We start from the raw sequence: 25,144 nt of genomic DNA on the forward strand, positions 1-25,144 counted from the left end.
GTTCGTGCGGATTCACCAGCGCACCAGCACCTGCACCAGGCCGACGGTGTCGCGCGGGCCAAGCGCGCGGGCGGTGATCCGATAGAACGCCCATGGCTGACCAGTCAGGCGCTTCTCGCTGCCGTAGCCAATCGCGCCACGGCTGGTGCTTTCCGCTCCGGTCTCCAGATACAGCGCACATTCGCCGGTGGCAGCCAGGCTGCCGCTGCCGCTGCACAGCCGCTGTATCAGGTAACGCACGCTGTGGCCGGCGCTGTCAACGCCAGGCAGCGCCATGGTTTTCAGGCAGGCCGAACGGGCCAGGCCGTCGCATTCATTATTTTTCCAATCGATTGCCGCGGTGCCGCTGGTGCCGCTGGTGGCGTTGCCGCTGGCGTCGACCGCCACGTTCGCCGAGGCATAGTAGCCGGAGGCGGCGGCATCGCTTGCCAGCGTGGCGCCGCCTTGCTGCTCGAGCCAGTCGATTGCCGCCTCGACGCCGTTTTCCGCCGCCAGTGTGGCGGCACGCTTGAAAGCCAGGTTGCCAGCCAGCTGGTTGCTGCTCTCGACCATGCGCATCAGCGAAGCCGCGCCCAGCATCAGTGCCACCAGCATGACCAGTGCCGTGAGCAGGACCGCGCCCTGCTCACGAGGCGGTCCGACCGGCTTCAAGGACGGCCCCAGATCACATTACGCAGCGGCACCACGGTCTCATAACTGCGATAACGGTAGCAGCGCCAGTCGGGAACATGGGTCAGGCTGATATCGGTGCGCACCAGCGTGCCGGCGCTGTCCGGCGCCTGCCAGCCCGGCAGGTTCGCCGCTGTCGCGTCACAGGCGCTGGCCTCCCGGTTGGGGCTGCGCGCCACCACCGCAATGCGTATCCCGGCGATGCGTTGCCAGTCACCGCTGTCGCCCGCGGTACCGCTGCCGTCGGCATCGACCATCGACGCGCTCCACAGAGTCACCAGCGGCACCGACGCGATCATGGTGCGCGTATCAAAGCCGTATTGCGCCTTCAGACTGACGATATTGCCCGCCAGCGTCTGCACCAGCGGATTGTTTCCGGCATGGTCGCCGCTGCTGCGGCGCAACTCGCCGCTGACGATGGCATAGGACACCTGGCTCAGGCGGCCCAGGTTGAAGGCGGTAGCCAGGGTGCTGTAGTCGGAAGCCAGGCCCGCCTGCGGTGCAAGGATGGTGTGGCTGACCCGCAGGGCGCTGTCCACGCTGATGATTCGCGCCAGGGTGCAAGGCTTGCCGGCCTCGCGCAAGCCCAGAATGTCGCCACGACGCATGCCTTGGGTGCTGGACAGGCCGATGTCGCTGCTGCTTGCCGTCAGTGCGGCGCCCAGGCGGGCCGGCGGCGCGAGCAGGTCGCCGGCATACACCACCAATTTGTCGGGCGCGCCAGCCTGGCCAGACTCGATGCGCACCGGCGCCAGGACGACGGGCTGGCCGGCATCGATCGCCACGCCACAGCCGAGCAGCCTGGCGTCGCCCAGGCCAGGCCCGGCATGCTGCAGGTCGCGCTCGATGGCGAACAGCGCACCCATCGCGGCGGTTTGTGCATCCGCCGTGCCGGCCGTGGTGCGGCGGCTGCCGTGAAAGGCGAGGTAGGCCTGCGACAGCGCCAGCAGCGTCAGCAGGCCCAGGGCCAGGCCCACCATCAGTTCGGCCAGGCTGAAGCCGGCGCGACTATTCCGTGATGCGGGTAAGCGCAACATACTGGTGAACCGATGTGTCGCCAGGCTGTTGCCAGCGTACGGTAATGACGAACCGGCCGGCGCTGTCCACCGTGACCAGCGGCGGATACGCCGTTGTCCCGGGCAAGATCCTGGCCGCCGCCTCGCGGAAGGCATCGTAGCCAGTGCTTGTGGCGATGGCGGCAAGCGTGGCGGAATCGCGCGGGCCAAGCCGGATCTGCGACGCCATCTGTACCGCAAGCACGCTGGCGGCAGTGCGGTAATGCGCTTCGGCAGCCTGGCGCATCGCATTGACCGACAGCATCAGCACCGTCAGCGCCCCAACCGAGAAGAGCGCCAGCGCCACCAGGCTTTGCAGCAGCAGCATGCCGCGCTGGCGCGCCTTGATCCGACGGCGTGGGATGTTCATGCGCACCCTTGGGGCGATCCGGTCCGGGCCAGCGCCGGATTGCACAGGCGGATCAGGCCGCCACTGCCGATCAGCAACACCAGCCGCCGCGTGCTGCCCAGCGCCGCATGGCTGATCTCGATGCGGCCAGGCGCAGTGCCAATGACAGCGCCAAGCCCGTTGAAGTCAAGGCTGGCGGGCAAGCCGCTTCCGGCCGCAAGCGGGCTGGCCAGGCTGGCGGCGTTCACCATTGCGCCAGCCGCCATGCGCGCATTGCGGCCGCCTTCATTGCGGCTGCGCCTGGCAATGCTGGCCGGACAGTCCGTGGCGACGCTGACGCAGCCAACTTCCCATTCGACCAGGCCATCGGCGTCGTTCAACTGCAGCCTCACCGGCCGGTTGCGGCGTATTGCCTCGCTGCGCGCCAGCAGCAGCGCCGACTGCACCGACTCGGCCGCGCCGCGGATCTGCAGATCCTGTATCCAGCTGCTGAAGGACGGCATGCCAACCAGCAGCAGGCAGGAAATGACGGCCAGGCCGACCATCATTTCGACCAGCGTCATGCCATGCGCGGCCGGCTTCAGCATATGCCGCCCCTGCTGACTACCCAGCAATCCTGCGGCACCGTGCCCCAGCCCGGCGGCAGGGCGGTAGTGCGGCGCAGGCCGGCCTGGTCGATCTGGTAGCGCAGTCCCGCCGCGTTGGTGCCGCTTCTGCCGCTGGCGACGATGACGAAACCTTGTGCGCTGTTCCTGGTTTCGCAGGCATAGGAAAACTGCCCGGCGGCCGGCATCGCAATGCCGCAGGCCGCGGCATTGCCGTAGTTGCGGTAGTCCTGGTAATACTGTTCCATTGCGACCCCCAATGTGGCCAGCTGCCCGGTGGCCTCGGCGATCCGGCCGCGCCTGAGATGGTCGACATAGGAAGGCCAGGCAAAGCTGCTGAGGATGCCGACGATGGCAACAGTGATAAGCAATTCGATCAGCGTGAATCCGGCTGGAATGACACGATCCATGGTGGTTTTCCGCTAGGGTGGCAGGTATGCGGCACGGCCCTGCTTGCGTTACGACGCAAGAATCCGTACAGCGAACGTGACTGGGAAAACCGGCTGGCAGCAGGCTCGCAGCGGGTTTTTTCCCGAAGGCGGAGAGTGCATAATTGCGCCGTATGACGCATGCATTGTTAGTGCATGTTTAATTGTTCTGGGTGGAGGGTCGGGTTTTAATCCGCTGGTCGGCTGATCCTCTGATCAGCGGATCAGCCGACCAGCGCGCAACGCGGTTGCTGCTCGCGGCCAACCTGCAGGGTGCTGTGCTTGATGCCGAAGCGATGCGACAGCTCGTCGGCGATGTCGGCGAAGAAGGCATCGTCCGGATGGCCGGACGGCATGCGCAAATGGGCGGTCAGTGCGGTTTCCGTTGTGCTCATCGCCCAGATATGCAGATCCTGCACCGAGGCCACGCCGGGACGCGATGCCAGGAAGGCCTCTACCTCGTCCAGCGCAATGTGCGCCGGTACCGCATTGAGCGACAAGCGCAGCGCTTCGCGCAACAGGCCGAAACTGCTCAACAGGATGACTGCAACGATGCCCAGCGACAGCACCGGGTCGACCCAGTACCAGCCGGTGTAGAACATCGCCACGCCGCCGGCCACCACGGCCAGCGACACCACCGCATCGGCCGCCATGTGCAGATAGGCGCCGCGCAGGTTGATGTCGCCCTTGCTGCCGGCCATGAACAGCCAGGCCGAGAAGGCATTGATCGCAATGCCCACGCCAGCCACCACCGACACCGTGATGCCGCCCACCGGCGCCGGCGCCAGCAGGCGGTGCAGCGCTTCCCATGCGATGCCGCCGCATGCCACCAGCAGCAGCATGGCATTGCCCAGCGCGGCCAGGATGGAACTGCCGCGCAGGCCATAGGTATAGCGTCCGGCTGGACGCTTCCTGGTCAGCACCGCCGCGCCCCATGCCAGCATCAGGCCCAGCACATCGGACAGGTTATGGCCGGCGTCGGCCATCAGCGCGGTGGAATGGGCGATGAAGCCGTAGGCGAATTCGACGGCGACAAAGCCGATATTGAGAACGATGGCAATCAGGAAGGCGCGGCTGTGGTCGCCCGGCTCCGGATGATGGTGGCCATGGCCATGGTGGTGATGCCCATGGTGATGATCGTGATGGTGGTCGGTATGCGCATGCGCCATGGCTGTGGTTCCCGGGCCGAGGATCAGCCGCCCTTGCTGGCCGGCTCCGGCAGCAGGCAGGCCTCGATCACCTGCAGGTCGTTGTCCTTGGCGAAATTGAGCACGAAATGATAGGCCAGCGGTTCGATCTTGCGCAATTCCTCGTTGACCACCACCGACTTGACGCCATTGAGCAGCGTCGGCCGGACATAGGGAGAATACTTCAGATGGGCGTTGCGTCCGCCCGAGCCTTCCGGCCGGAAGTGCGACATCACGCCGCACAGCCGCTCGGCCCAGTCGCTGGGACGGAATACCCGCCCGTTGCTGGTAATGCCCTGGATGAAAAATTCATTGGCGGGCGCGTTGCTTGTCGAATGGGGATCGGCCATGGCGGATGCGGTTTCTGTGGAAAGGCAATCTGGAAGGGGCAAGGCGCCATTGCGCGGCGGACTGACTTGCGGCTCTCTTAGGTATTATATCTTATAGAAGACTTGCCCCGAAACAGCTATCCACATTATGAAATTTCCAGGGAAGCCCTTGCTGGCAGTGGCTTTCCCGCGACATTATCGATCACCGCCATCCGTCAACCAAGCCAGACGGCAAGCGAGATCAGCAGCAACAGCATCATCCACAGCAGCAGCGCCCGCCACACCAGGCCCACCGTGCTCTGCAGCGCGCGCACGCCCGGCTCCTCGCCCGGCAAGGTTTCCGTTTCCGCCGCAGCGGCTTCCACGCCGGCGGCATCGATGGTGGCCGCATCGATGGTGGCCGCATCCACGGTCAGCAGCAGGCTGGTGGCGTTTTCCTGGGGCGTGCCGAGTCGCACGCCCATCGCGCCGCCGCCGGCTGACAGGATGATGCCGTTCGTCTCGTTCTGCCAGCGCCGGGCAAAGTTGCGCCAGGCATAGACCGCATCCTCGAAATTGCCGACGATGGCAAACGCCGAGGCGGTCAGGCGCGCCGGCACCCAGTCCATCAGGTAATAGGCGCGGATCGCGAAACGGCCGAATGCCTCGCTGCGCATGTGCTCAGGCTCGCTCCAGGCACGCGCCAGGTATTCCGCCACCCGGTACATCACCGCGCCAGCCGGTCCCAACGGCATCAGAAACCAGAAAAACACGCCAAACACATGGCGATGCGTGGTCAGCAGCGCCTTTTCCACCGCCAGCCGGGAAATTTCCGGCACTTCCATGCCTGTGGTGTCCTGCCGCAGCCATTGCGCCAGCAACTGGCGCGCCGTTTCGGTGTCGCCGGCGTTGAGCGCGTACTGGATTGCAGTGAAGTAATGGCTGTAATGCCGAAAGCCCAGGGTCAGGTAGATGATGACGATATTCCATCCCAGCGTCAGCAGCGGGCTCACCTGCGCGCACAGCCAGTGGATCAGCAGGGTGGGCAGCACCAGCGTGAGCATCACGGCAAGCCAGCCCAGGCGACCATGGTCGGCATGGCCGGCATTGAACCAGCGCTCGACCCGGACCGCATACGCCTTGATGCCGCCGTACACCGGATTGTCGGCGCGCAGCGGCTTCAACTGCTCGATCAGAAGCGCGAAAAGAATGGAAAGAAAGGTCATCGGTCGCCCTGGATGTCAGTCAGGCGCTACGATAATGTAGTGCCCTGGAGTAATCAAACGGCGGCCGCCGCGGCCACCCGTATCGCAGCTCAGGCGCGCATGAAGTGAAACAGGTTGCGCAGCATCGCAGCGGTGGCGCCCCAGATGAAGAAGCGGCCATACGGCATGGTGTAGAAGCTGCGCCGCTCGCCTGTGCCCGGTAGGTCGATGCTTCTGACCTGATGGTTCATGCCATCCATCAGAAAAGCCAGCGGCACCTCGAAGATTTCCTCCACTTCGAACGGATCGGCCTGCAGGTCAAACGGCGGATGCACCAGTCCTACCACCGGCGTGACCCGGTAGCCGGTGCCGGTGAAATGGTCGGGCAAGGTTCCCAGCACTTCGATATGGCGGCGCGCCAGGCCGATTTCCTCTTCGGTTTCACGCAAGGCGGTGTCGATCGCCGATGCATCCTCGGGCTCGGCACGGCCGCCGGGCAAGCTGACCTGGCCGGCATGGTCCGTCAGATGGGCGGTACGTTCGGTGAGCAGCATGGTTAGGCCATTTTCGCGCTGCACCAGCGGCATCAGCACCGAGGCCGGCGTCGGATTGCCGTCGCGCACGCGCAGCAGCCGCTCCTCAATGGTTTCCGCCGCCCATTTTGGCGGGGTGGCGAACCGTTCGCGCAGGCGCTGGGCGCTCAGTTCCTCGGCCAGCACCGCGGCCTCGCCGGCCAGGGATTCGATCGGCAGAATTTTGGGGTCGAAATGCAGTTTGCTCAAAGCAGGATTCCCGGCCTGTTACGCCATTGCAAGCCTGTGGCTGGCGCAAGGCTGGCTGTCAGTTGTTGAGATCCCATACAAATGGGTGCGATCGGCCATGAAAAAAGGGCACCAACGGTGCCCTCGCATGATACGTCGCAGCCGATTATGCTGCTGGCGCTGCTTTTGCCGCGACACGGCGTTGCGGCAGCTTTTCCTTGATACGTGCCGACTTGCCCGAACGCTCGCGCAGGTAGTACAGCTTGGCGCGACGGACATCGCCGCGACGCTTGACTTCGATCGATGCGATCAGCGGGGAATACAGCTGAAAGGTACGCTCGACGCCTTCGCCCGACGACATCTTGCGAACGATGAAGTTGGAATTCAGGCCACGGTTGCGACGGGAAATCACGACGCCTTCATAAGCCTGGGCGCGCTTGCGGGTGCCTTCAACCACGTTGACGTTGACGACCACGGTATCGCCCGGTGCGAAGTCGGGGATGTTCTTGCCGAGACGGGAAATCTCTTCTTGCTCGAGTTGCTGGATCAGATCCATTTATTGCTCCTGTAGCCATCTTGCCGGCGCATCGATAGTGAATCAGCCCGGTAGAGGATGGGGTTCAACATTATCGCCCGACCAACATGGCCAGGCGCTCCATTCAGCTGCCTGCAGGTTTTTCAGCCTGCAGGCTGCCTAAAAACTTTTCGTCGGCCGGGCTCAGAAGACCGGCGGCGCGGGCGCTTTCCAGCAGCGCCGGCCGCTTGGCCATCGTCGCCTTCAGCGCCTGCTGGCGCCGCCATTTGACGATTTCGGCATGGTGGCCGCCCATCAGCACCGGCGGCACCGGCACGCCTTCGTACACTTCCGGCCGGGTGTAGTGCGGATAATCCAGCAAGCCGTTGACAAAGCTGTCTTCCACCGCCGAGGCATCGTCATGCAGCACGCCCGGCAGTTGCCGGATCACCGCATCCATCAGCGCCATCGCCGGCAGTTCGCCGCCCGAAAGCACGAAGTCGCCGATGCTGATTTCCTCGTCGACGCAGCGGTCCAGCAGGCGCTGGTCCACCGCTTCATAACGTCCGCACAGCAGCACCAGGCCCGGCTCGGTCGCCAGCTGCATCACGCGCTGGTGGTCCAGCACACGGCCCTGCGGCGACAGGTAAACCACGCGCGGCCTGGGCAAGCCCAGCTGCTGCTGTCGCGCGGCAGCTGCCGTCAGCGCCGACTCCAGCGGCCTGCCCAGCATCACCATGCCGGGTCCGCCGCCATAGGGCCGGTCATCCACGGTGCGGTAATTGTCGCTGGTGAAATCGCGCGGATTCCACAGGCCCAGGCCACAGCGTCCCTGCTCGAAAGCGCGCCGCGTGATGCCGGACTGGGTAATGGCCGCGAACATTTCCGGGAACAGGCTTACGACATCAAACTGCATACCGCCGCCCTTCCCGCAGCCAGGCTGCCTGCATCACGAATAATCCGCTTCCCAGTCCACCGTGATCAGGCGTGCAGCCTGGTCCACGGTCTTGACGAACTGGTCGACGAAGGGAATCAGCAGTTCCGGCGCAGGCTTTTCGCCCTCCGCCACCGGCTGTTCCACCCGCAGGATCGGATGCGCGCCATTGTCCATCAGGTCGCCGACCACGCCGAGATGCTCGCCGCGCTCATTGACCACTGCCAGGCCGATCAGGTCGACCCAGTAGAATTCATCGTTGTCCAGCGCCGGGAAGTGGCTGCGGCGTATCTGCACCGTCGCGCCCTTCAGCGCTTCGGCCGCTTCACGGCCGGACACGCCCATCAGGCGCGCCACCACTTCATCGTTGTGCAGCTTGGACTGCAGCATTTCGACATCGTGCAGTTCCGGCTTGTCCACCCACCAGGTCTTGGCAGACAGCAATGCATCGCCGTCCGACGAGTAAGGCCTGATGCGCACCCAGCCTTGTATGCCATATGCGCCTGTCACATGCCCGACCAGCACCAGGTCGTCAGGAATCGGCATTCCCGATGCGGTCATCTGTAAAACCTTGTATCAGTGATCAGGCAGCGGCCTTCTTGCCGGCCTGCTCGACCAGACGGGCAGCGGTCGGCGACAGTTGCGCGCCTACGCCTTGCCAGTAGGTCAGACGGTCCTGGGCGATGCGAACCGACTCTTCAGCGCCGGAAGCCATCGGATTGAAGAAGCCGATGCGCTCGATGAAACGGCCGTCGCGACGATTGCGGGAATCGGTCACAACCAGGTTGAAGAACGGACGCTTCTTTGCGCCACCACGGGATAAACGAATCACGACCATAATATTTCCAAAAAGTGTACGGAGACGGAAAAAACCAGAGATTATAGCGGGTTTCTTCCGGCTACGGCTAAGTTAATCGGTGTTTTTGGGAAAGCGCAGCGCTGAAAATGCGGCGAGGCGACAGTATAAGGCGGTTTTCCGGGCCTGCGGAGATTGCCTTGCGTGCATCGCTGATGCACACTACGCCCGCAATCCCGCCTGCTACCGCCCATTCCATGCCCCGCCACAAGAACAAGACTCTGGCCACCCTGCTCGCACTGCTGTTCGGCGCTGCCGGACTGCATCGCTTCTACCTATACGGACGCCGGGATTTCTGGGGCTGGCTGCATTTTGCGACGCTGCCGCTGTCGGCGCTGCTGTTGCTGGGCAATCCGGATGCGCCGGCGATCTTCACCGCGGGGCCGCTGGTGCTGTCGGTGCTGGCGGGTTTCCTGGAAACCCTGGTGATCGGCGTCATCCCGGATGAGAAATGGGATGCGCGCCACAATGCCGGCTCGGGCCGGCAGTCCAATACCCGCTGGCCGGTACCGCTGATGCTGGTGGTGGCGCTGGCATGCGGGTCGACGGCGCTGATTGCCGCCATCGCCCGCACCTTCGACATCCTGCTGACCGGCGGCTCTTACGGCTGATGTTGAAGCTAAAGCGGCGATGCGCCCGCGCATCGCCGCGCTTTCCCTACTGTTTCTTACCTCAGAACTGGTCTTCCGCCAGCGCCAGCACGCCGGCGCTGCCGCCGACAATCGCCGCCCGGCAGCCGGGAGCCTGGGATAGCAGATAGTCGGCAAAGAAGCGCGCCGTGGCGATCTTGGCCTGGTAGAAGCGCGCATCGCCCTCACCCGCATCCAGCTTCTTCTGCGCAATCAACGCCGCGCGCGCCATCTGCCAGCCGCACAGCACGATGCCGGCCATCTTCAGGTAGGGCACGCTGCCCGCGAACACCGCCTTGATGTCGGACTTCATGTTGGCGACGATGTAATCCACTACCTCTTCCAGCGCCTTCGATCCAGCCGCCAGCTGGTTGCGGATCGCCGCCAGGTCGCCGCCGCCGGCCGATTCCAGCTCGGCTTCGGTGCGACGCACCTGCGCCAGGATGGCGCGGGCGGTGGCGCCGCCGTCGCGCACGGTCTTGCGGCCGACCAGGTCGTTGGCCTGGATCGCGGTGGTGCCTTCATAAATGGTCAGGATGCGGGCGTCGCGGTAGAACTGCGCCGCGCCGGTTTCCTCGATGAAGCCCATGCCGCCATGCACCTGCACGCCGGTGGAAGCGACGTCGATCGACATCTCGGTCGACCAGCCCTTGACGATGGGCACCATGAATTCATAGAAGGCCTGGTTCTCGCGGCGCACCGCGGCATCGGCATGATGATGGGCCGCGTCATAGGCGGCGGCCGTGACATAGGACAGCGCGCGGGCGCCCTCGGTCTGGGCGCGCATCGACATCAGCATGCGCCGCACGTCGGGATGGTGGATGATCGCCACCGGGCCGGCCGAACCGGCCAGGTCGCGCGACTGCACCCGGTCGCGGGCATAGGCCACCGCCTTCTGGTAAGCCGTCTCGGCCACCGCCACGCCCTGCATGCCGACCGCGAAGCGGGCCGCGTTCATCATGATGAACATGTATTCCAGGCCGCGGTTTTCCTCGCCGACCAGGGTGCCGATCGCGCCGCCGTGGTCGCCGAACTGCAGCACGGCCGTCGGGCTGGCCTTGATGCCCAGCTTGTGCTCGATCGACACGCAATGCACGTCGTTGCGCGCACCCGGGCTGCCGTCGGCATTGACCAGGAACTTCGGCACCACGAACAGGGAAATGCCCTTCACCCCTTCCGGCGCGTCCGGCGTCCTTGCCAGCACCAGGTGGATGATGTTCTCGGCCATGTCATGCTCGCCGTAGGTGATGTAGATCTTGGTGCCGGAAATCTTGTAGGTGCCGTCGCCCTGCGGCACTGCGCGGGTGCGCACCAGGGCCAGGTCGGAGCCGGCCTGCGGCTCGGTCAGGTTCATGGTACCGGTCCACTTGCCCGAGATCAGGTTGGCCAGGTAAGTATTCTTCTGCTCGTCGCTGCCGGCGGTGAGCAGCGCCTCGATCGCGCCGTCGGTCAGCAGCGGGCACAGCGCGAACGACAGGTTGGCCGAGTTCAGCATTTCGATGCAGGGCGTGGCCACCAGCTTGGGCAAGCCCTGTCCGCCGAATTCGACCGGATGCTGCACGCCCTGCCAGCCGGCCTGGCCAAAGGCATGGAAAGCCTCCTTGAAGCCGGGCGTGGTGGCGACGTCGCCATTTTTCCAGGCGCTGGGATCGCGGTCGCCGGCCACGTTCAGCGGCGCGACGACCTCGCCGCAGAATTTCGCATTCTCCTCCAGCACCGCTTCCACGGTTTCGGGCGTGGCATCCTCGCAGCCGGGCAGGGACTGGACGGCCGGCAGGTTGGCCAGTTCATTGACCACGAACAGCATGTCCTTCAGGGGGGCGACATAGCTCATCTGATTACTCCCAAAAAAATGGGCAGGTCACGCAATTGGCGCGCCCTGCCCGGTTGGATTCAAGCCGTTTTGATTAACCCAGTTCCTTGACCAGTTCCGGCACCAGTTCGAACAGGTCGCCGGTGATGCCATAGTCGGCTACCGAGAAGATAGGCGCTTCCGGGTCCTTGTTGATGGCGACGATGGTCTTGGAGTCCTTCATGCCGGCCAGATGCTGGATTGCGCCGGAGATGCCGACGGCGATATAGAGCTGCGGCGCCACGATCTTGCCGGTCTGGCCAACCTGCCAGTCGTTGGGCACGTAGCCCGCATCCACCGCGGCGCGCGATGCGCCCATGGCGGCGCCGAGCTTGTCGGCCAGCGGCTCGAGGATCTTGAAGGCTTCGCCCGAACCCATGCCGCGGCCACCGGAAACGATCACCTTGGCGGCAGTCAGTTCCGGACGGTCAGACTTGGCCAGTTCGCGCGAGACGAAGGACGACTTGCCGGCGTCGCCAGCGGCCTCCACGTTCTCCACCGCTGCCGAGCCATCCTGCGCCGGCGCATCGAAGCCGGTGGTACGCACGGTGATCACCTTGACCGGGTCGGCCGACTGCACGGTGGCAATGGCGTTGCCGGCGTAGATCGGACGCTCGAAGGTGTCGGGCGAGACCACCCTGGTGATTTCCGAGATCTGCGCCACGTCGAGAACGGCTGCCACGCGCGGCAGGATGTTCTTGCCGTAGGCGGTGGCCGGCGCCAGGATGTGGCTGTAGTTCGACGCCAGCGCCAGCACCTGCGCGGCGACGTTCTCGGCCAGGCCGTCGGCGAACTGGGCGCCGTCGGCGACCAGCACCTTGGACACGCCGGCGATCTTCGCGGCGGCTTCGGCGGCGGCGCCGCAATTGGCGCCGGCGACCAGCACATGGACGTCGCCGTCGCACTGGGCGGCGGCGGCAACGGTGTTGAGGGTGCTGCCCTTGAGGCTAGCGTTATCGTGTTCTGCAATGACGAGTGCGGCCATGATGTCTCTTTATCGTGAAATTAGATGACTTTCGCTTCGTTGCGCAGCTTGGCAACCAGCGTCGGGATATCCGGCACCATGATGCCGGCGGAGCGCTTGGGCGGCTCGGACACTTTCAGGGTCTTCAGGCGCGGCGTGACATCGACGCCCAGGTCGGCCGGCTTGACGTTTTCCAGCGGCTTCTTCTTGGCCTTCATGATGTTGGGCAGCGTCACATAGCGCGGCTCGTTCAGCCGCAGGTCGGTGGTGACGATGGCCGGCAGCGGCAGCGCCACGGTTTCCAGGCCGCCGTCGACCTCGCGGGTCACGGTCGCCTTGCCGTCTTCCAGCACGACCTTGGAGGCGAACGTCGCCTGGCCCCAGCCCAGGAGCGCGGCCAGCATCTGGCCGGTCTGGTTGCTGTCGTCATCGATGGCCTGCTTGCCCAGGATGATCAGCTGGGGCTGCTCCTTGTCGGCCAGGGCCTTCAACAGCTTGGCCACGGCCAGCGGCTGCAGCTCTTCGGCGGTTTCGACCAAAATGCCGCGGTCGGCGCCGATGGCCATTGCAGTGCGCAGGGTTTCCTGGCACTGGGTCACGCCGCAGGACACGGCGACAACTTCGGTGACCTTGCCGGCTTCCTTCAGGCGCATCGCTTCTTCCACAGCGATTTCGTCGAAGGGGTTCATGGACATCTTCACGTTGGCAATGTCGACGCCAGAGCCGTCGGATTTGACCCGCACCTTGACGTTGTAGTCCACCACGCGCTTGACTGGAACCAGTACTTTCATAGCTCTGCCTTTGAAAAATCGAATTGACGTTAACGTAAACCGAATCGGGATTATAAGAGTAAATCAGCTAACCTGCCGAAATTTAGCACGCTCGTGCTATTAGTGGGTAGAGTGCGGCCACTAAATAGTGAAAAAAACTATTTCCGCTGCATGTAGAAGGTGAACTCGGCGCCGTTCTGGGACTGCTCCAGCAAGTGGTTGCCGGTCTGGCGGGCAAATGCCTGAAAATCCCGCACCGAACCGGAATCGGTTGCGACAACACGCAGCACTTCACCGCTGGCCATCTCGGCCAGGGCTTTTTTCGCTTTCAGGATGGGCAACGGGCAGTTCAGGCCGCGCGCGTCGAGATCCTTGTGGAATTCCATTGTTGCTAGCCTTAAAAAAATGTTGCCGAATTCTAGCCCAAATCGATGGCATTGATGCAATGCATCAATGCCATTCAGGCTGAAGAATGCATTTGACGCGCTTATTGCTGCAGATAAGGCAAAAACCTTGCTTATCAAGGGAAGAGCTTGCCTCGTATTGATTTCGCGCGTTAAACCCGCACTAAATTCGCGCTAGGTCCGCGTCAAGTCGCACGCCGGTCCAGCATGGCACGGGCAATGGTGCCGGCATCGACATATTCCAGTTCGCCACCGACCGGAACTCCACGCGCCAGGCGGCTGACTTTCAGGCCGCGTGCTTTCAGGGTTTCGCTGATGTAATGGGCGGTCGCTTCGCCTTCATTGGTGAAATTGGTGGCCAGCACGACTTCCTGCACCACGCCATCGCTGGCGCGCTGCATCAGCCGCTCCAGGTGGATGTCGCGCGGACCAATACCGTCCAGCGGCGACAGGCGGCCCATCAGCACGAAATACAGGCCCTTGTAGGTCAGGGTCTGCTCGATCATCAACTGGTCGGCCGGCGTTTCGACGACGCACAGGAGGGCCGGGTCGCGCTCCGGGCCCAGGCAGGTCTCGCAGACGTCGTTCTCGGTGAAGGTATTGCACATCCTGCAGTGGTGAATCCGCTCCACCGCCTGGGTCAATGCCCGGCCCAGCATGGCCGCGCCTTCACGGTCATGCTGCATCAGGTGATACGAGATGCGCTGCGCGGACTTGGGGCCGATGCCGGGCAGGCGGCGCAGCGCTTCGGTCAGGAAGTCAAGACTGGACGGGGTCTTCACAAGCTGTCAGCCCGTTCAGAACGGCATCTTGAAGCCGGGAGGCAGCGGCAGTCCCGCCGAAATGCCGGCCATCTTTTCCTGGGTCGTGGCTTCGGCCTTGCGCACCGCGTCATTGAAGGCGGCGGCGACCAGGTCCTCCAGCATGTCGCGGTCGTCGCCCAGCAGCGACGGGTCGATCGATACCCGCTTGACGTCGTTCTTGCAGGTCATCACCACCTTGACCATGCCGGCGCCGGACTGGCCTTCCACCTCGATGGTGGCGAGCTGGTCCTGCATCTTCTTCATGTTGTCCTGCATTGCCTGGGCTTGCTTCATCAGGCCTGCCAACTGGTTTTTCATCATGTTCCGCTCCTGGTAGGGTCAAACTGGTTTGATAGATCCCGGCACGATGATCGCACCGAATTCGCGCTTCAGCGTCTGTATGAATGGGTCGCTATGCATGGTTTGTTCCGCCTGCAACTGCCGTGCCTCCCGGTCCGCGACCGCCTTCGCATTGGCGGTCTGGCGCGCCGCGCCGATTTCCGTGGTCACCCGGGCGGGTTTGCCGAAGCGCTCTTCCAGCGCGGCGGTGAGCTTGTCCACCGTGGCGCTGGAGCACAGGGTCTCGATCGGCACCCGCAGCTTGAACAGGAAAGTATTGCCTTCCTGTACGCATTCCAGCAATTCGCTCTGCTGCGCCAGCTGGTGCACCACGCCGCGCACCGGCAGACCGGCTGCCAGCACCGGCCAGTCGCCGTCCCATTCCAGCGCCGGTACCGGTACAGGTGGGGGCGCGGGCGGCAATTCCAAAGCCGGCGGCGCGGCAGTGATGGGTGCGGCGGGCTCGGCTACGGCAATTTCAGTTTTTTTTTGAGCCGGTTCCATGTAGTCGTCGTCGAACACCGGGATGTCGTCCCATGGCGGCGGCATGTCCGACGCAGCCGGCCTGGACTGCGGCACCGGCATCGGCGCGACGGCGGCAAGAGCGGCGACTGGCTGGGATGGCACTGTCTGGGGCGAAGCCGGCGCCGCAGCCGGCGCGCCGCCACGCTTCATGTTGCGCGCCGCTTCCAGCGCGGCGCGGGCCGGGCTGATGGCACCACGCGGCGGCGGTGCCTTCGCTGCCGGTTCGGCCGGTGCGACTGCTGTGCGTGCCGGCGGCTCTGCCGCTACAGCGGCGGCGGCGCGTACCGGCGATGGCGCAGGTGCGGCGGGTATGGCTGGCGCCGCTGGCCGGACGGGCGCCGCGGCACGCGCAGGCGCTTCCTCCTGCGGCAGATTGCCCGGCCGGAAGGCCAGCATGCGCAGCAGCGTCATCGTGAAGCCGGCGTACTCGTCCGGCGCCAGGCCCAGCTCGTTTCTGCCATGCACGGCAATCTGGTAGTACAGCTGCACCTCTTCGGCATCGAACAGCTGCGCCAGGCGCAGGATATGTTCACGCTCCGGCACGTCCTCAGGCAGGGCGGCCGGCACCGACTGTGCCAGCGCCACCCGGTGCAGGAGGGAACCGAGATCCTGCAGAGCGGCGTTGTAGGACAGGCTGCGCGCGGCCATGTCGTCGGCCACCGCCAGCAGCGCGGCGCCGTCGTCGGTCGCCAGCGCATCGAGCAGGCGCACCAGGAAGGACTGGTCGAGCGTGCCCAGCATGCCTTGCACCGCGTCCAGCGTGACCCTGCCGGCCGCATAGGCGATGGCCTGGTCGGTCAGGGAAAGCGCGTCGCGCATCGAGCCATGGGCGCCCTGCGCCAGGAGGCGCAGCGCCGGCAGTTCGAATTCGATCTGCTCCTGGCCGAGAATGTTTTCCAGGTGGCCGACGATATGGCCCGGCGGCATCTGCTTGAGATTGAACTGCAGGCAGCGCGACAGCACCGTGACCGGTATCTTCTGCGGATCGGTGGTCGCCAGGATGAATTTCACATGCTCGGGCGGCTCTTCCAGGGTTTTCAGCATCGCGTTGAATGCCTGGTTGGTCAGCATGTGGACTTCGTCGATCATGTAGACCTTGAAGCGGGCATTCGACGGCGCATAGACCGCCTGTTCCAGCAGCTGCGCCATGTCGTCGACGCCGCGGTTGGATGCCGCGTCCATCTCGATATAGTCGACGAAGCGGCCGGCGTCGATCGCCACGCAGGCTTCGCAGACGCCGCAGGGATGGGCGGTGATGTCGCCCTGCCCGTCGGGGCCGGTGCAGTTGAAGCACTTGGCCAGGATGCGCGACAGCGTGGTCTTGCCCACGCCGCGGGTGCCGGTGAACAGGTAGGCATGGTGCAGGCGCTTCTGTTCCAGCGCATGGCTCAGCGCCCGCACCACGTGCTCCTGCCCGACGAGCGTTTCGAAGCTTTTCGGTCGATATTTGCGGGCGAGGACTTGATAGGACATGGCGTTGCGGAAATTGACTGAAGCAGCATTTTACCCGACTGCCGATCAGCGCCTGAAGCCGCTTGAACCGGAATGGCGCCGGGCCCAGAATTGACGGAACGGAAAATCGGAGGAGACGACATCATGCCATGGCCTACCCATACGGTCACCAACCAGGTGCCGGAATTGCTGGATTACAACCTTTTCACCACGGATGCCGCATTGGCCGACGGCCTGCAACAGGCTGGCGGCGGCTGGCATGCCGAACAACTGGCACGGCTGGGCGGCGAACTGGGCAGCGCCGACATCCTGCAACTGGGCGCACTGGCGAACCGGCATCCGCCCGAATTGCACACCCATGACCGGGTCGGCAACCGCATCGACAGCGTGGAATTCCATCCAAGCTGGCACCGTCTGCTGGGCCTGCTGCGCCGGGAAGGACTGCATGTCCTGCCCTTCAGTTCGCCCCGCCCCGGCGCCCAGGTGGCGCGCGCCGCCGGTTATTTCCTGCATGCCCAGGTGGAATCCGGCTCGCTGTGCCCGACCACCATGACCTTCGCCTCGATTCCGGTGCTGGCGAACGAGCCGGCCCTGTTCGCCCGCCTGCGCGACAAGCTCTTCTCGCTGGAGCATGACCCGCGCGACCTGCCGCTGTCGCAAAAGAAATCGATCCTGATCGGCATGGGCATGACCGAGAAACAGGGCGGCTCGGATGTGCGCAGCAATGCCACGGCGGCGGTGCCGGTGCGCGGCGAGGGCCGCGGCGCCGAGTATGCCCTGACCGGCCATAAATGGTTCTTCTCGGCGCCGATGTGCGATGCCCACCTGGTGCTGGCGCGTACCGACCGCGGCCTGTCCTGCTTTTTCGTGCCGCGCTGGCGCGACGACGGCACCAAGAATTCCATCCTGATCCAGCGCCTGAAGGACAAGCTGGGCAACCAGTCCAACTCCAGCAGCGAGGTCGAATTCCAGGAGGCGCTGGGCGTGATGGTGGGCGAGGAAGGCCGCGGCATTCCGACCATCATCGAAATGGCCAATTTCACCCGGCTCGACTGCGTGATCGGCAGCGCCGGCCTGATGCGCCAGGCCTTCGTCCAGGCCGCCCACCATGCGCGCCACCGCAGCGCCTTCGGCCGCCTGCTGGCCGGGCAGCCGCTGATGCGCAATGTGCTGGCCGACCTGGCGCTGGAAAGCGAGGCGGCCACGCTGCTGATGCTGAAACTGGCCAGCGCCTTCGATGCACCCGACGAGCCCTTGCTGCGCGCCTGGCGCCGCATCGTCACGCCGGCCGCCAAGTTCTGGATCTGCAAGCGGGCCGTTGCCTTCGCCGGCGAATGCATGGAAGTCTGGGGCGGCAACGGCTATGTGGAAACCGGGCCGATGGCGCGCATGTACCGGGAAGCGCCGGTCAATTCGATCTGGGAAGGCTCGGGCAATGTGATGTGCCTGGATGTGCTGCGGGCGCTGGAGCGCGACCCCGAAGGCGCGCTGCTGCTGCTGGCCGACCTGCGGGAAGCGGCGGCCGGGCACCCTGCCCTGCTGGCGCTGCTTGATGGGCTGCGGCGCGACATGCAGGCCGCTGCGGAAGAACGGGAAGCATTGGCCCGGCGCTTCGTGCAGCGGCTGGTGCTGGCGGCGCAGGCGGCGCTGATGCTGCGCCATGCGCCGCGTGCCATCGCCGAAGCCTTCGTGGCCAGCCGGCTGGATGCCGATGGCGGCCGGGTGTACGGGACGATGGGAACGCCGGCGCTGCAGGAGCGGATACTGGACCGCGCCTGGCCGCGGTAGTGCCCGGCACTCAGCCGTGCTGCGGCTGAGGTTGCGGCTCCAGTTCCGCCGTCACCGGCCCCTTGCCGCTGTAGCGGTCCAGGAACAGGTAGATCACCGGCGTAATGAACAGCGTGATCACCTGAGACACCAGCAGGCCGCCGACGATAGCCACGCCCAGGGGCTGGCGCAGTTCGGCGCCGGCGCCCAGGCCCAGCGCGATCGGCAGCGCGCCCATGAGGGCGGCCAGCGTGGTCATCATGATCGGGCGGAAGCGCAGCAGGCAGGCCGAGCGTATCGCCTCGGCCGGCGCCATGCCCTGGTTGCGCTGCGCTTCCAGCGCGAAGTCGATCATCATGATGGCGTTCTTCTTCACGATGCCGATCAGCATCAGGATGCCGATGGTGGCGATCAGGGTCAGCTCGAAATTGAACAGCCGCAGCGCCAGCAGCGCGCCCACCACCGCCGACGGCAGCCCCGCCAGGATGGTGATCGGGTGGATATAGCTTTCATACAGCACGCCGAGCAGGATGTAGATCACCACCACCGCCAGCACCAGCAGCACCACCTGGCTGCCTTGCGAGGATTGAAACACCGCGGCGTCGCCGGCATAGCTGGTGATGATGTTGGCCGGCAGTTGCAGCTCGGCCTTGAACTGGTCGATCTTCGCAGTGGCATCGCCCAGCGGCACGTCCGGCGCCAGGTTGAAGGAGATCGTGACCGCCTGCAGCTGGCCCTGATGGTTCACCGAGATGGCGCCGGCGGCCCGCTCCACGCTGGCCACGCTGAGCAGCGGCACCAGCGTGCCGGTCTTGCTGCGCACGAAGATGTTGTTCAGGTCGCCTTCATCCTGGCCGCCCCAGTTGGCGTCCTGCAGGATCACCTGATAGCTGTTGCTGCTGGTGAAGATGGTCGATACCTGGCGGTCGCCGAAGGCGCTGTAGAGCGCGGTGCGGATGTCCTGCACCTGCACGCCTGCGGCATTGGCGCGGTCGCGGTTGATATTGACCATGGCCTGCAGGCCCTTGAGCTGCGAGTCGCTGGTGACATCGCGGAACACCGGATCGGCGCGCAGCCTGGCCTGCATCTTCTCCGCCCAGGCATTGAGTTCATCGGCCTTCACGCTCTGCAGCACATACTGGAAGCGGCTCTTGCTGATGCGCCCGCCCAGACGCAAGTTCTGCACCGGCGTCAGGTATACCGACAGGCCGGGCACGTCGCGCACCTTGCGCCGCAGCTGCTCCACCACCGCGTCCATCGCCACCCGCTCATTGCGCGGCTTCAAGCCAATGAACATGCGGGCGCTGGTGCCGTCCGACAGGCGCGAGGTCACGCTGTCGACATTCGGGTCGTTGCCGATGATGTCGGCCGCGGTCTGCGTCAGTGCCGACATCGCCTGATAGGACGCATCCTGCGGGCCTTCCAGCGTCACGCTGATCTGGCCGATGTCTTCATTCGGGAAGAAGCCCTTGGGCATGCTGACGAACATCAGCACGGTCAGGGCGAAGGTTGCCAGCGCCACCGCCAGCACGAGCAGGTTGTGCCTGAGGCACCAGTCCAGGCTGGCGCGGTAGGCATCAAGCACCGCATTGAAGCCGCGCTCGAAGCCGCGGCTCAGCCAGTTGTCGCGCCCATGGCCTTCATGCTTCAGGTAGCGGCTGCACAGCATGGGCACCAGGGTCAGCGATACCAGCGCCGAGACGATGATGGCCAGCGACACCACCGCCGCGAACTCATGGAACATCAGGCCGATCACGCCCGGCATGAAGAAGATCGGGATGAACACCGCAATCAGCGAGATGGAAATCGACAGGATGGTGAAGCCGACCTCGCGCGAACCGACCAGCGCCGCCTGCATCGGCGCCATGCCATCCTCGATATGGCGCACGATGTTTTCCAGCATCACGATCGCATCGTCCACCACCAGGCCGACGGCGATGGTGATGCCCAGGAGCGAGATATTGTCCAGGCTGTAGCCCAGCCAGTACATCAGGCCGCAGCAGCCGATCAGCGAGATCGGCAATGACACCACCGGAATCGCGGTGGCCGACAGGCGCTTCAGGAAAAGGAAGATCACCATCACTACCAGCACCACCGTCAGCGCCAGCGTGAAGTTCACGTCGTGGATGGCCTCGCGTATCGACAGCGAGCGGTCGTTCAGCTCCATGACCTCGATCGAGGCCGGCATCTGCGCGCGAAACTGCGGCAGCGTCGCCTTGACCGCGTCCACCACGGCCACCGTGTTTGCATTCGGCTGGCGCTGCACTGCCAGCACGATGGACGGCTCCTTGTTGACCCAGCTGCCGCTGCGGGTGGACTCGACGCTGTCTTCCACCGTCGCCACGTCCTTCAGGCGTGTGGCGACGCCGTCGCGGCTGCTGATCACCAGTTCGCTGAAGGCGGCGGCATTGGGCAGCTGGCGGTTGGCCTGCAGCGTCAGGCTCTGGCGCGGGCCGTCCAGCACGCCGACCGGGCTGTTGGCATTGGCCGAGCGCACCGCGGCGGCCAGCTCGTCCATGGTCATGTTGCGGGCGGCGAGCTGCTCGGGCCGCGCCTTGATCCGCACCGCATAGCGGCGCTGGCCGTAGACATTGACCTGGGCCACGCCGTCGATGGTCGACAGCGACGGCGAGATCAGGTTTTCGGCGAAGTCGTTCAGGTCGGCCAGCGAGATCGATGGCGAGGTCAGGGCTACCAGCAGCACCGCCGCGTCGGCGGGATTGACCTTGCGGTAGGCTGGCAGGGCCGTCATTTCCACCGGCAGGCTGCGCTGGGCGCGCAGCAGCGCAGCCTGCACGTCCACCGCGGCGGCGTCGATGTCGCGGTTGGGCGCGAATTCCAGCGTGATCGAGGTATTGCCCAGGGTGTTGGTGGAGCTGATGGTGGCCAGGCCGGCGATGGTGGAGAACTGCTTTTCCAGCGGCGTGGCAACCGAGGCCGCCATGATTTCGGGACTGGCCCCGGGCAGCACGCCGGTGACGTTGATCACCGGGGTGTCATAGCTGGGCAGCGCGGCGATCGGCAGACGGGTGTAGGCAAAGGCGCCGGCCACCACGATGGCGATGGCCAGGAGCACGGTCATGACCGGGCGGCGTATGCAGAGTTCGGAGATATTCACGGGGTGCCTGGTGGAAGGTTGCGATCGGCCTTGCCGGTCATGCGTCGGCGGCGGTGCGCGGCGTCTGGCCCTTCCCGCTCTGCGCTTCCTTCACCCGCGCGCCGGGCCGCAGGTTCTGCGCGCCCTCGACCACGATGCGCGTGCCCGGCTGCAGGCCGTTGACCGCGGCCTGTCCGCCGTCGATATGCAGGACCGTGACCTTTTGCACCGCCACCGTGTTGTCCGGCTTGATCAGGTAGACGAATTTCTCGGCTGGTCCGGTGACGATGGCCTGCGCCGGCACCACCACCGCCTGCGGCAGCGTGCGCGACACCATGCTGACATTGACGAAAGTGCCCGGCCACATCATGCGCTGCTGGTTGGAAAACAATGCCTTCATCTTGATGGTGCCGCTTTGCGGGTCGGACGCGCTGTCGATGAAGACCAGCTTGCCCTCCACGCGCCGCTCGCCGGCCAGTTCCGCCGTAACCGGCGCTTCGCCATTCGGATAGCTGGCCAGCAGGTTGGACAGTTCCCGTTCCGGCAGCGCGAAGGTGACGGTGATCGGGTCGAGCTGGGCAATCGTCAGCATCGGCGCGCCGGCGGGCTGGGCCAGGCTGCCGGGATGGACGCTGATGGCGCCGATGCGGCCATCCATGCTGGCGACGATGCGGTTGTTGCCCAGCGCAATGGCATTGCTGCGGATGGCGGCCTCGTCGGCCTGCAGCGTGCCGCGCAGCGCGTCGACCTTGCTGCGGGCGGTATCGACCACCGCCTGCGACACGAAATTCTTCGCCGCCAGTTCCTGATTGCGGCGCAGCGCGCTTTCCGCCTCCACCAGATCGGCGCGGTCGCGCGCCACCTGGGCGCGGGCGCGCTCGACGTTGGAAGTGTCGCTGCGCTGGTCCAATGTGAACAGCAGCTGTCCGGCGCGTACATCCTGCCCTTCCTGCACATGCACCTCGCGCACGATGTTCTGGGTCTGCGGACGCACATCCACCACCTTGAGGGCACTGACATAGCCATTGGCGCGCACCGTGATCGCCACCGGCTTCTGCTGCGCTGTGGCGCTGCGTATGCTTTGCGCCGGCGCCGCCCTGGCAACGGCTGGCGCCGGGCGGTTCTGGTAATAGTAATAGCCGGTGCCGGCGGCCAGCAGCACGGCGGCGGTCAACAGCAGGGAACGGGCAGGACGCATGATGAACGGAAGAGTAATTGGGGCAGCCAGGCAGGCCGACACGAAAAACGTATCGTAGAAGAAATATGGTAGTAATGCTATCGAATAGCATAGCATACGGCCTGTTCGTTGTTTGAAAGTGTGGTTGGCAATGCGAAAAGACCTCGAAAACATGCCGGATGCGGAAATGTATCCGAAGCTGCTGGCGCGGCTGATCGGCGAAGTGTCGCGCGCCTGGCGTTATGAGATGAACCGCGCGCTGCGGCCGCTAGGCCTGAACCTGTCGATGCGGCAGGTGCTGGTGCAGTTGCAGCGCAATCCGGCCGGCCTGATGCAGGCGGAACTGGCGCGCAATCTCGGCATAGAAGGCCCGACGCTGGTGCGGCTGCTGGACAAGCTTGAGGAAAAGGGCTGGATCGCACGTGTTGCCTCGACCGACGACCGGCGACGCAAATACTCGGTGCTCACGCCCAAGGCGGCGGAACAGGTGCGGCTGCTTGAATCGCTCTCCGAGGAACTGCGCAGCAGCATGATGGCCGGCCTGACGACCCAGCAGCTGGACCAGTGCTCGCAAGTCATGACGCGCATCCGTGACAATCTCTACGGCTTGCAGGATGCCCGAACGAAAAACCAGGAGTGACTTGCGGGGGAGAGACGATGAAGGAAGGAGGCGAGCCTTGTCTGCGGCACTCATGGTGAACGGCTGTGGCTGCTTCGTTCCCGACCTGACCAGGTTGGCCGTGCCACAATGCGCAGGGGCCCGCCAGCCGGCATTCTAGCAGCAAAGCCGGCACCGTGTGCCTGATTCTTGGTACTCAGGCGCACACGCCAGCCACCCAGCGAACTGATTTTTGCTTTCCCTGCCGTTCAAATCCCCAGTTGCTGCCAGAGCGCATCGACCCGGCGCTTGACTTCCTCGCTCATTTCGATCGGCACGCCCCATTCACGGCTGGTCTCTCCCGGCCATTTATTGGTGGCGTCGATACCCATCTTGCTGCCCAGGCCGCTGACCGGCGAGGCGAAGTCCAGGTAATCGATCGGCGTGTTGTCCACCAGCGTGGTGTCGCGCGTCGGGTCGACGCGGGTAGTGATGGCCCAGATCACTTCCTTCCAGTCGCGAATGTTCACGTCCTCGTCGACCACCACGATGAACTTGGTATACATGAACTGGCGCAGAAAGCTCCAGACGCCAAACATCACCCGCTTCGCATGCCCGGCATAGGCCTTCTTCATCTGCACCACCGCCATCCGGTAGCTGCAGCCTTCCGGCGGCAGGTAGAAGTCGGTGATTTCGGAGAACTGCTTCTGCAGCAGCGGAATGAACACCTCGTTCAGCGCCACGCCCAGGATCGCCGGCTCGTCCGGCGGCTTGCCGGTGTAGGTGGAGTGATAGATCGGGTCGCGCCGCATCGTGATGCGGTCGATGGTGAATACCGGGAACATGTCCTGCTCGTTGTAATAGCCGGTGTGGTCGCCATACGGACCTTCCAGCGCATGCTCATAGCCGCTGGGATGGCTCTCGTCGGGATAGATATGCCCTTCCAGAACGATCTCCGCCGAAGCCGGCACCCGCAGCTCGCTGCCGATGGCCTTGGTCAGCTCGGTGCGGCTGCCACGCAGCAAGCCGGCGAACTGGTATTCGGACAGGCTGTCCGGTACCGGCGTCACCGCGCCCAGAATCGTGGCAGGATCAGCGCCCAGCGCCACCGCCACCGGATACGGCTTGCCGCGGTTGACGATGCCATGCTCGCGAAAATCCAGGGCGCCGCCGCGATGGGCCAGCCAGCGCATGATGACCTTGTTGCGGCCCAGCACCTGCTGGCGGTAGATGCCGAGATTCTGCCGCTTCTTGTTCGGCCCCTTCGTGATTACCAGGCCCCAGGTGATCAGCGGCGCCACATCGCCCGGCCAGCAATGCTGGATTGGCAGACGGCCAAGATCGACGTCATTGCCTTCCCATACTATTTCCTGACAGCGGGCGCCGCGTACTTCCCTGGGCGCCATGTCCCATACCGCCTTTACCAGCGAGCCCAGGCCCATCATGTCGCGCAGGCCCTTGGGCGGCTCGGGCTCCTTCAGGGTGGCCAGCACATGGCCGATCTTGCGCAGTTCGCCGACATTGTCAGCGCCCATGCCCAGCGCCACCCGGCGGGGCGTGCCGAACAAATTACCGAGAACCGGAACGTCATGGCCGGTCGGATGGTCAAAAAGTAAAGCCGGGCCACCCGCGCGCAGTACCCGATCGCAGATTTCCGTCATCTCCAGGTGTGGAGAAACCGGGGTCGTTACATGGCGAAGTTCGCCAATTGCATGCAATTGGGCAATAAAGTCGCGCAAATCAGCATATTTCATGTTTATTGATATTTTTCAAAGGTGGGTTTTTGCATGGATAACATGATTTTAAGTGACTGATTTTATTCATGTTTACGGAAACACGCAGTCAATCTATATATCCATAAGTTATAGAAATAAGTATTTATATTATTGACTCGAT

Annotated in this window: 26 protein-coding genes and 1 other RNA gene; 3 read left to right on the forward strand and 24 right to left on the reverse strand. The window is 64.5% G+C overall.

Annotation, left to right across the window (positions count from 1 at the left end; translation table 11 throughout):
- Positions 1 to 12: 12 nt before the first annotated feature.
- The 13 genes from KTQ42_RS11980 to rpsP form a co-directional block, all read right to left on the reverse strand.
- A complete protein-coding gene (locus KTQ42_RS11980) occupies positions 13 to 651 on the reverse strand; it encodes a pilus assembly PilX N-terminal domain-containing protein (protein WP_217345703.1) in 639 nt (212 codons plus the stop codon).
- Positions 648 to 1,706: a PilW family protein gene (locus KTQ42_RS11985; protein WP_217345704.1), complete on the reverse strand. Its 1,059-nt coding sequence runs from the start codon at positions 1,704 to 1,706 to the stop codon at positions 648 to 650. Before KTQ42_RS11985 ends, KTQ42_RS11980 begins: the two co-directional genes overlap by 4 nt.
- Entirely contained in the window at positions 1,678 to 2,094 is a 417-nt protein-coding gene (locus KTQ42_RS11990; RefSeq protein ID WP_217345705.1) for a hypothetical protein, read from the reverse strand. Before KTQ42_RS11990 ends, KTQ42_RS11985 begins: the two co-directional genes overlap by 29 nt.
- Positions 2,091 to 2,660: a GspH/FimT family pseudopilin gene (locus KTQ42_RS11995; RefSeq protein ID WP_217346934.1), complete on the reverse strand. Its 570-nt coding sequence runs from the start codon at positions 2,658 to 2,660 to the stop codon at positions 2,091 to 2,093. Before KTQ42_RS11995 ends, KTQ42_RS11990 begins: the two co-directional genes overlap by 4 nt.
- On the reverse strand, positions 2,654 to 3,088 hold the full coding sequence (locus tag KTQ42_RS12000) for a type IV pilin protein (RefSeq protein ID WP_217345706.1): 435 nt from the start codon (positions 3,086 to 3,088) through the stop codon (positions 2,654 to 2,656). Before KTQ42_RS12000 ends, KTQ42_RS11995 begins: the two co-directional genes overlap by 7 nt.
- Before the next feature lie 242 nt (positions 3,089 to 3,330).
- Positions 3,331 to 4,275: a cation diffusion facilitator family transporter gene (locus KTQ42_RS12005; RefSeq protein ID WP_217345707.1), complete on the reverse strand. Its 945-nt coding sequence runs from the start codon at positions 4,273 to 4,275 to the stop codon at positions 3,331 to 3,333.
- Positions 4,276 to 4,298: 23 nt separating this feature from the next.
- Positions 4,299 to 4,643, reverse strand: coding sequence for a DUF3579 domain-containing protein (locus tag KTQ42_RS12010; RefSeq protein WP_217345708.1), 345 nt, complete (start codon positions 4,641 to 4,643; stop codon positions 4,299 to 4,301).
- A 194-nt stretch (positions 4,644 to 4,837) separates the two neighbouring features.
- Positions 4,838 to 5,827 carry a CobD/CbiB family protein gene (locus tag KTQ42_RS12015; RefSeq protein WP_217345709.1) on the reverse strand — a complete coding sequence of 330 codons (990 nt, stop codon included), beginning with the start codon at positions 5,825 to 5,827 and terminating at the stop codon, positions 4,838 to 4,840.
- An 89-nt stretch (positions 5,828 to 5,916) separates the two neighbouring features.
- Positions 5,917 to 6,588: a CoA pyrophosphatase gene (locus tag KTQ42_RS12020; RefSeq protein WP_217345710.1), complete on the reverse strand. Its 672-nt coding sequence runs from the start codon at positions 6,586 to 6,588 to the stop codon at positions 5,917 to 5,919.
- 145 nt (positions 6,589 to 6,733) lie between these two features.
- On the reverse strand, positions 6,734 to 7,123 hold the full coding sequence (gene rplS / locus KTQ42_RS12025) for a 50S ribosomal protein L19 (protein ID WP_217345711.1): 390 nt from the start codon (positions 7,121 to 7,123) through the stop codon (positions 6,734 to 6,736).
- Between the two features lie 103 nt (positions 7,124 to 7,226).
- The gene (trmD, locus tag KTQ42_RS12030) at positions 7,227 to 7,997 is read right to left on the reverse strand and encodes a tRNA (guanosine(37)-N1)-methyltransferase TrmD (RefSeq protein ID WP_217345712.1); all 771 of its coding nucleotides are present in this window, start codon (positions 7,995 to 7,997) and stop codon (positions 7,227 to 7,229) included.
- Between the two features lie 33 nt (positions 7,998 to 8,030).
- Positions 8,031 to 8,561 carry a ribosome maturation factor RimM gene (gene rimM / locus KTQ42_RS12035; protein WP_217345713.1) on the reverse strand — a complete coding sequence of 177 codons (531 nt, stop codon included), beginning with the start codon at positions 8,559 to 8,561 and terminating at the stop codon, positions 8,031 to 8,033.
- Between the two features lie 37 nt (positions 8,562 to 8,598).
- On the reverse strand, positions 8,599 to 8,853 hold the full coding sequence (gene rpsP, locus KTQ42_RS12040) for a 30S ribosomal protein S16 (RefSeq protein WP_217345714.1): 255 nt from the start codon (positions 8,851 to 8,853) through the stop codon (positions 8,599 to 8,601).
- Positions 8,854 to 9,068: 215 nt separating this feature from the next.
- Between rpsP and KTQ42_RS12045 the strand changes: the two genes are divergently transcribed.
- The gene (locus KTQ42_RS12045; protein WP_217346935.1) at positions 9,069 to 9,482 is read left to right on the forward strand and encodes an NINE protein; all 414 of its coding nucleotides are present in this window, start codon (positions 9,069 to 9,071) and stop codon (positions 9,480 to 9,482) included.
- Positions 9,483 to 9,543: 61 nt separating this feature from the next.
- Here KTQ42_RS12045 and KTQ42_RS12050 read toward each other — a convergent pair whose 3' ends face one another.
- From KTQ42_RS12050 to dnaX, 7 genes are all read right to left on the reverse strand, one after another.
- Positions 9,544 to 11,334, reverse strand: coding sequence for an acyl-CoA dehydrogenase (locus KTQ42_RS12050; RefSeq protein WP_217345715.1), 1,791 nt, complete (start codon positions 11,332 to 11,334; stop codon positions 9,544 to 9,546).
- 73 nt (positions 11,335 to 11,407) lie between these two features.
- Positions 11,408 to 12,337, reverse strand: a complete 930-nt coding sequence (locus KTQ42_RS12055; protein ID WP_217345716.1) for an FAD-binding protein — start codon at positions 12,335 to 12,337, stop codon at positions 11,408 to 11,410.
- Between the two features lie 20 nt (positions 12,338 to 12,357).
- Positions 12,358 to 13,107, reverse strand: coding sequence for an electron transfer flavoprotein subunit beta/FixA family protein (locus KTQ42_RS12060; protein WP_217345717.1), 750 nt, complete (start codon positions 13,105 to 13,107; stop codon positions 12,358 to 12,360).
- A gap of 137 nt (positions 13,108 to 13,244) precedes the next feature.
- Entirely contained in the window at positions 13,245 to 13,472 is a 228-nt protein-coding gene (locus KTQ42_RS12065; protein ID WP_217346936.1) for a sulfurtransferase TusA family protein, read from the reverse strand.
- Positions 13,473 to 13,675: 203 nt separating this feature from the next.
- Positions 13,676 to 14,272 carry a recombination mediator RecR gene (recR, locus tag KTQ42_RS12070; RefSeq protein WP_217345718.1) on the reverse strand — a complete coding sequence of 199 codons (597 nt, stop codon included), beginning with the start codon at positions 14,270 to 14,272 and terminating at the stop codon, positions 13,676 to 13,678.
- Between the two features lie 15 nt (positions 14,273 to 14,287).
- On the reverse strand, positions 14,288 to 14,614 hold the full coding sequence (locus KTQ42_RS12075) for a YbaB/EbfC family nucleoid-associated protein (protein ID WP_194711551.1): 327 nt from the start codon (positions 14,612 to 14,614) through the stop codon (positions 14,288 to 14,290).
- An 18-nt stretch (positions 14,615 to 14,632) separates the two neighbouring features.
- Positions 14,633 to 16,630 (reverse strand): DNA polymerase III subunit gamma/tau, encoded by a 1,998-nt coding sequence (gene dnaX, locus KTQ42_RS12080; RefSeq protein WP_217345719.1) that lies wholly within the window; start codon positions 16,628 to 16,630, stop codon positions 14,633 to 14,635.
- A 123-nt stretch (positions 16,631 to 16,753) separates the two neighbouring features.
- Between dnaX and KTQ42_RS12085 the strand changes: the two genes are divergently transcribed.
- Complete coding sequence (locus KTQ42_RS12085; RefSeq protein WP_217345720.1) at positions 16,754 to 18,397, forward strand: isovaleryl-CoA dehydrogenase; 1,644 nt, start codon at positions 16,754 to 16,756, stop codon at positions 18,395 to 18,397.
- Between the two features lie 10 nt (positions 18,398 to 18,407).
- Here the strand turns inward: KTQ42_RS12085 and KTQ42_RS12090 are convergent, their stop codons facing one another.
- Positions 18,408 to 21,494 (reverse strand): efflux RND transporter permease subunit, encoded by a 3,087-nt coding sequence (locus tag KTQ42_RS12090; protein ID WP_217345721.1) that lies wholly within the window; start codon positions 21,492 to 21,494, stop codon positions 18,408 to 18,410.
- 37 nt (positions 21,495 to 21,531) lie between these two features.
- Positions 21,532 to 22,671, reverse strand: coding sequence for an efflux RND transporter periplasmic adaptor subunit (locus KTQ42_RS12095; protein WP_217345722.1), 1,140 nt, complete (start codon positions 22,669 to 22,671; stop codon positions 21,532 to 21,534).
- Between the two features lie 130 nt (positions 22,672 to 22,801).
- Between KTQ42_RS12095 and KTQ42_RS12100 the strand changes: the two genes are divergently transcribed.
- Complete coding sequence (locus tag KTQ42_RS12100; protein WP_217345723.1) at positions 22,802 to 23,290, forward strand: MarR family transcriptional regulator; 489 nt, start codon at positions 22,802 to 22,804, stop codon at positions 23,288 to 23,290.
- A 26-nt stretch (positions 23,291 to 23,316) separates the two neighbouring features.
- Here KTQ42_RS12100 and ffs read toward each other — a convergent pair.
- Both ffs and ubiD read right to left on the reverse strand, forming a co-directional pair.
- An RNA gene (ffs, locus tag KTQ42_RS12105) (signal recognition particle sRNA small type) lies at positions 23,317 to 23,415 on the reverse strand.
- Between the two features lie 102 nt (positions 23,416 to 23,517).
- Positions 23,518 to 25,002, reverse strand: a complete 1,485-nt coding sequence (gene ubiD / locus KTQ42_RS12110; protein WP_217345724.1) for a 4-hydroxy-3-polyprenylbenzoate decarboxylase — start codon at positions 25,000 to 25,002, stop codon at positions 23,518 to 23,520.
- Positions 25,003 to 25,144: the final 142 nt, after the last annotated feature.

The organism is Noviherbaspirillum sp. L7-7A, assembly GCF_019052805.1.
Taxonomy (GTDB): Bacteria; Pseudomonadota; Gammaproteobacteria; order Burkholderiales; family Burkholderiaceae_D; genus Noviherbaspirillum_A.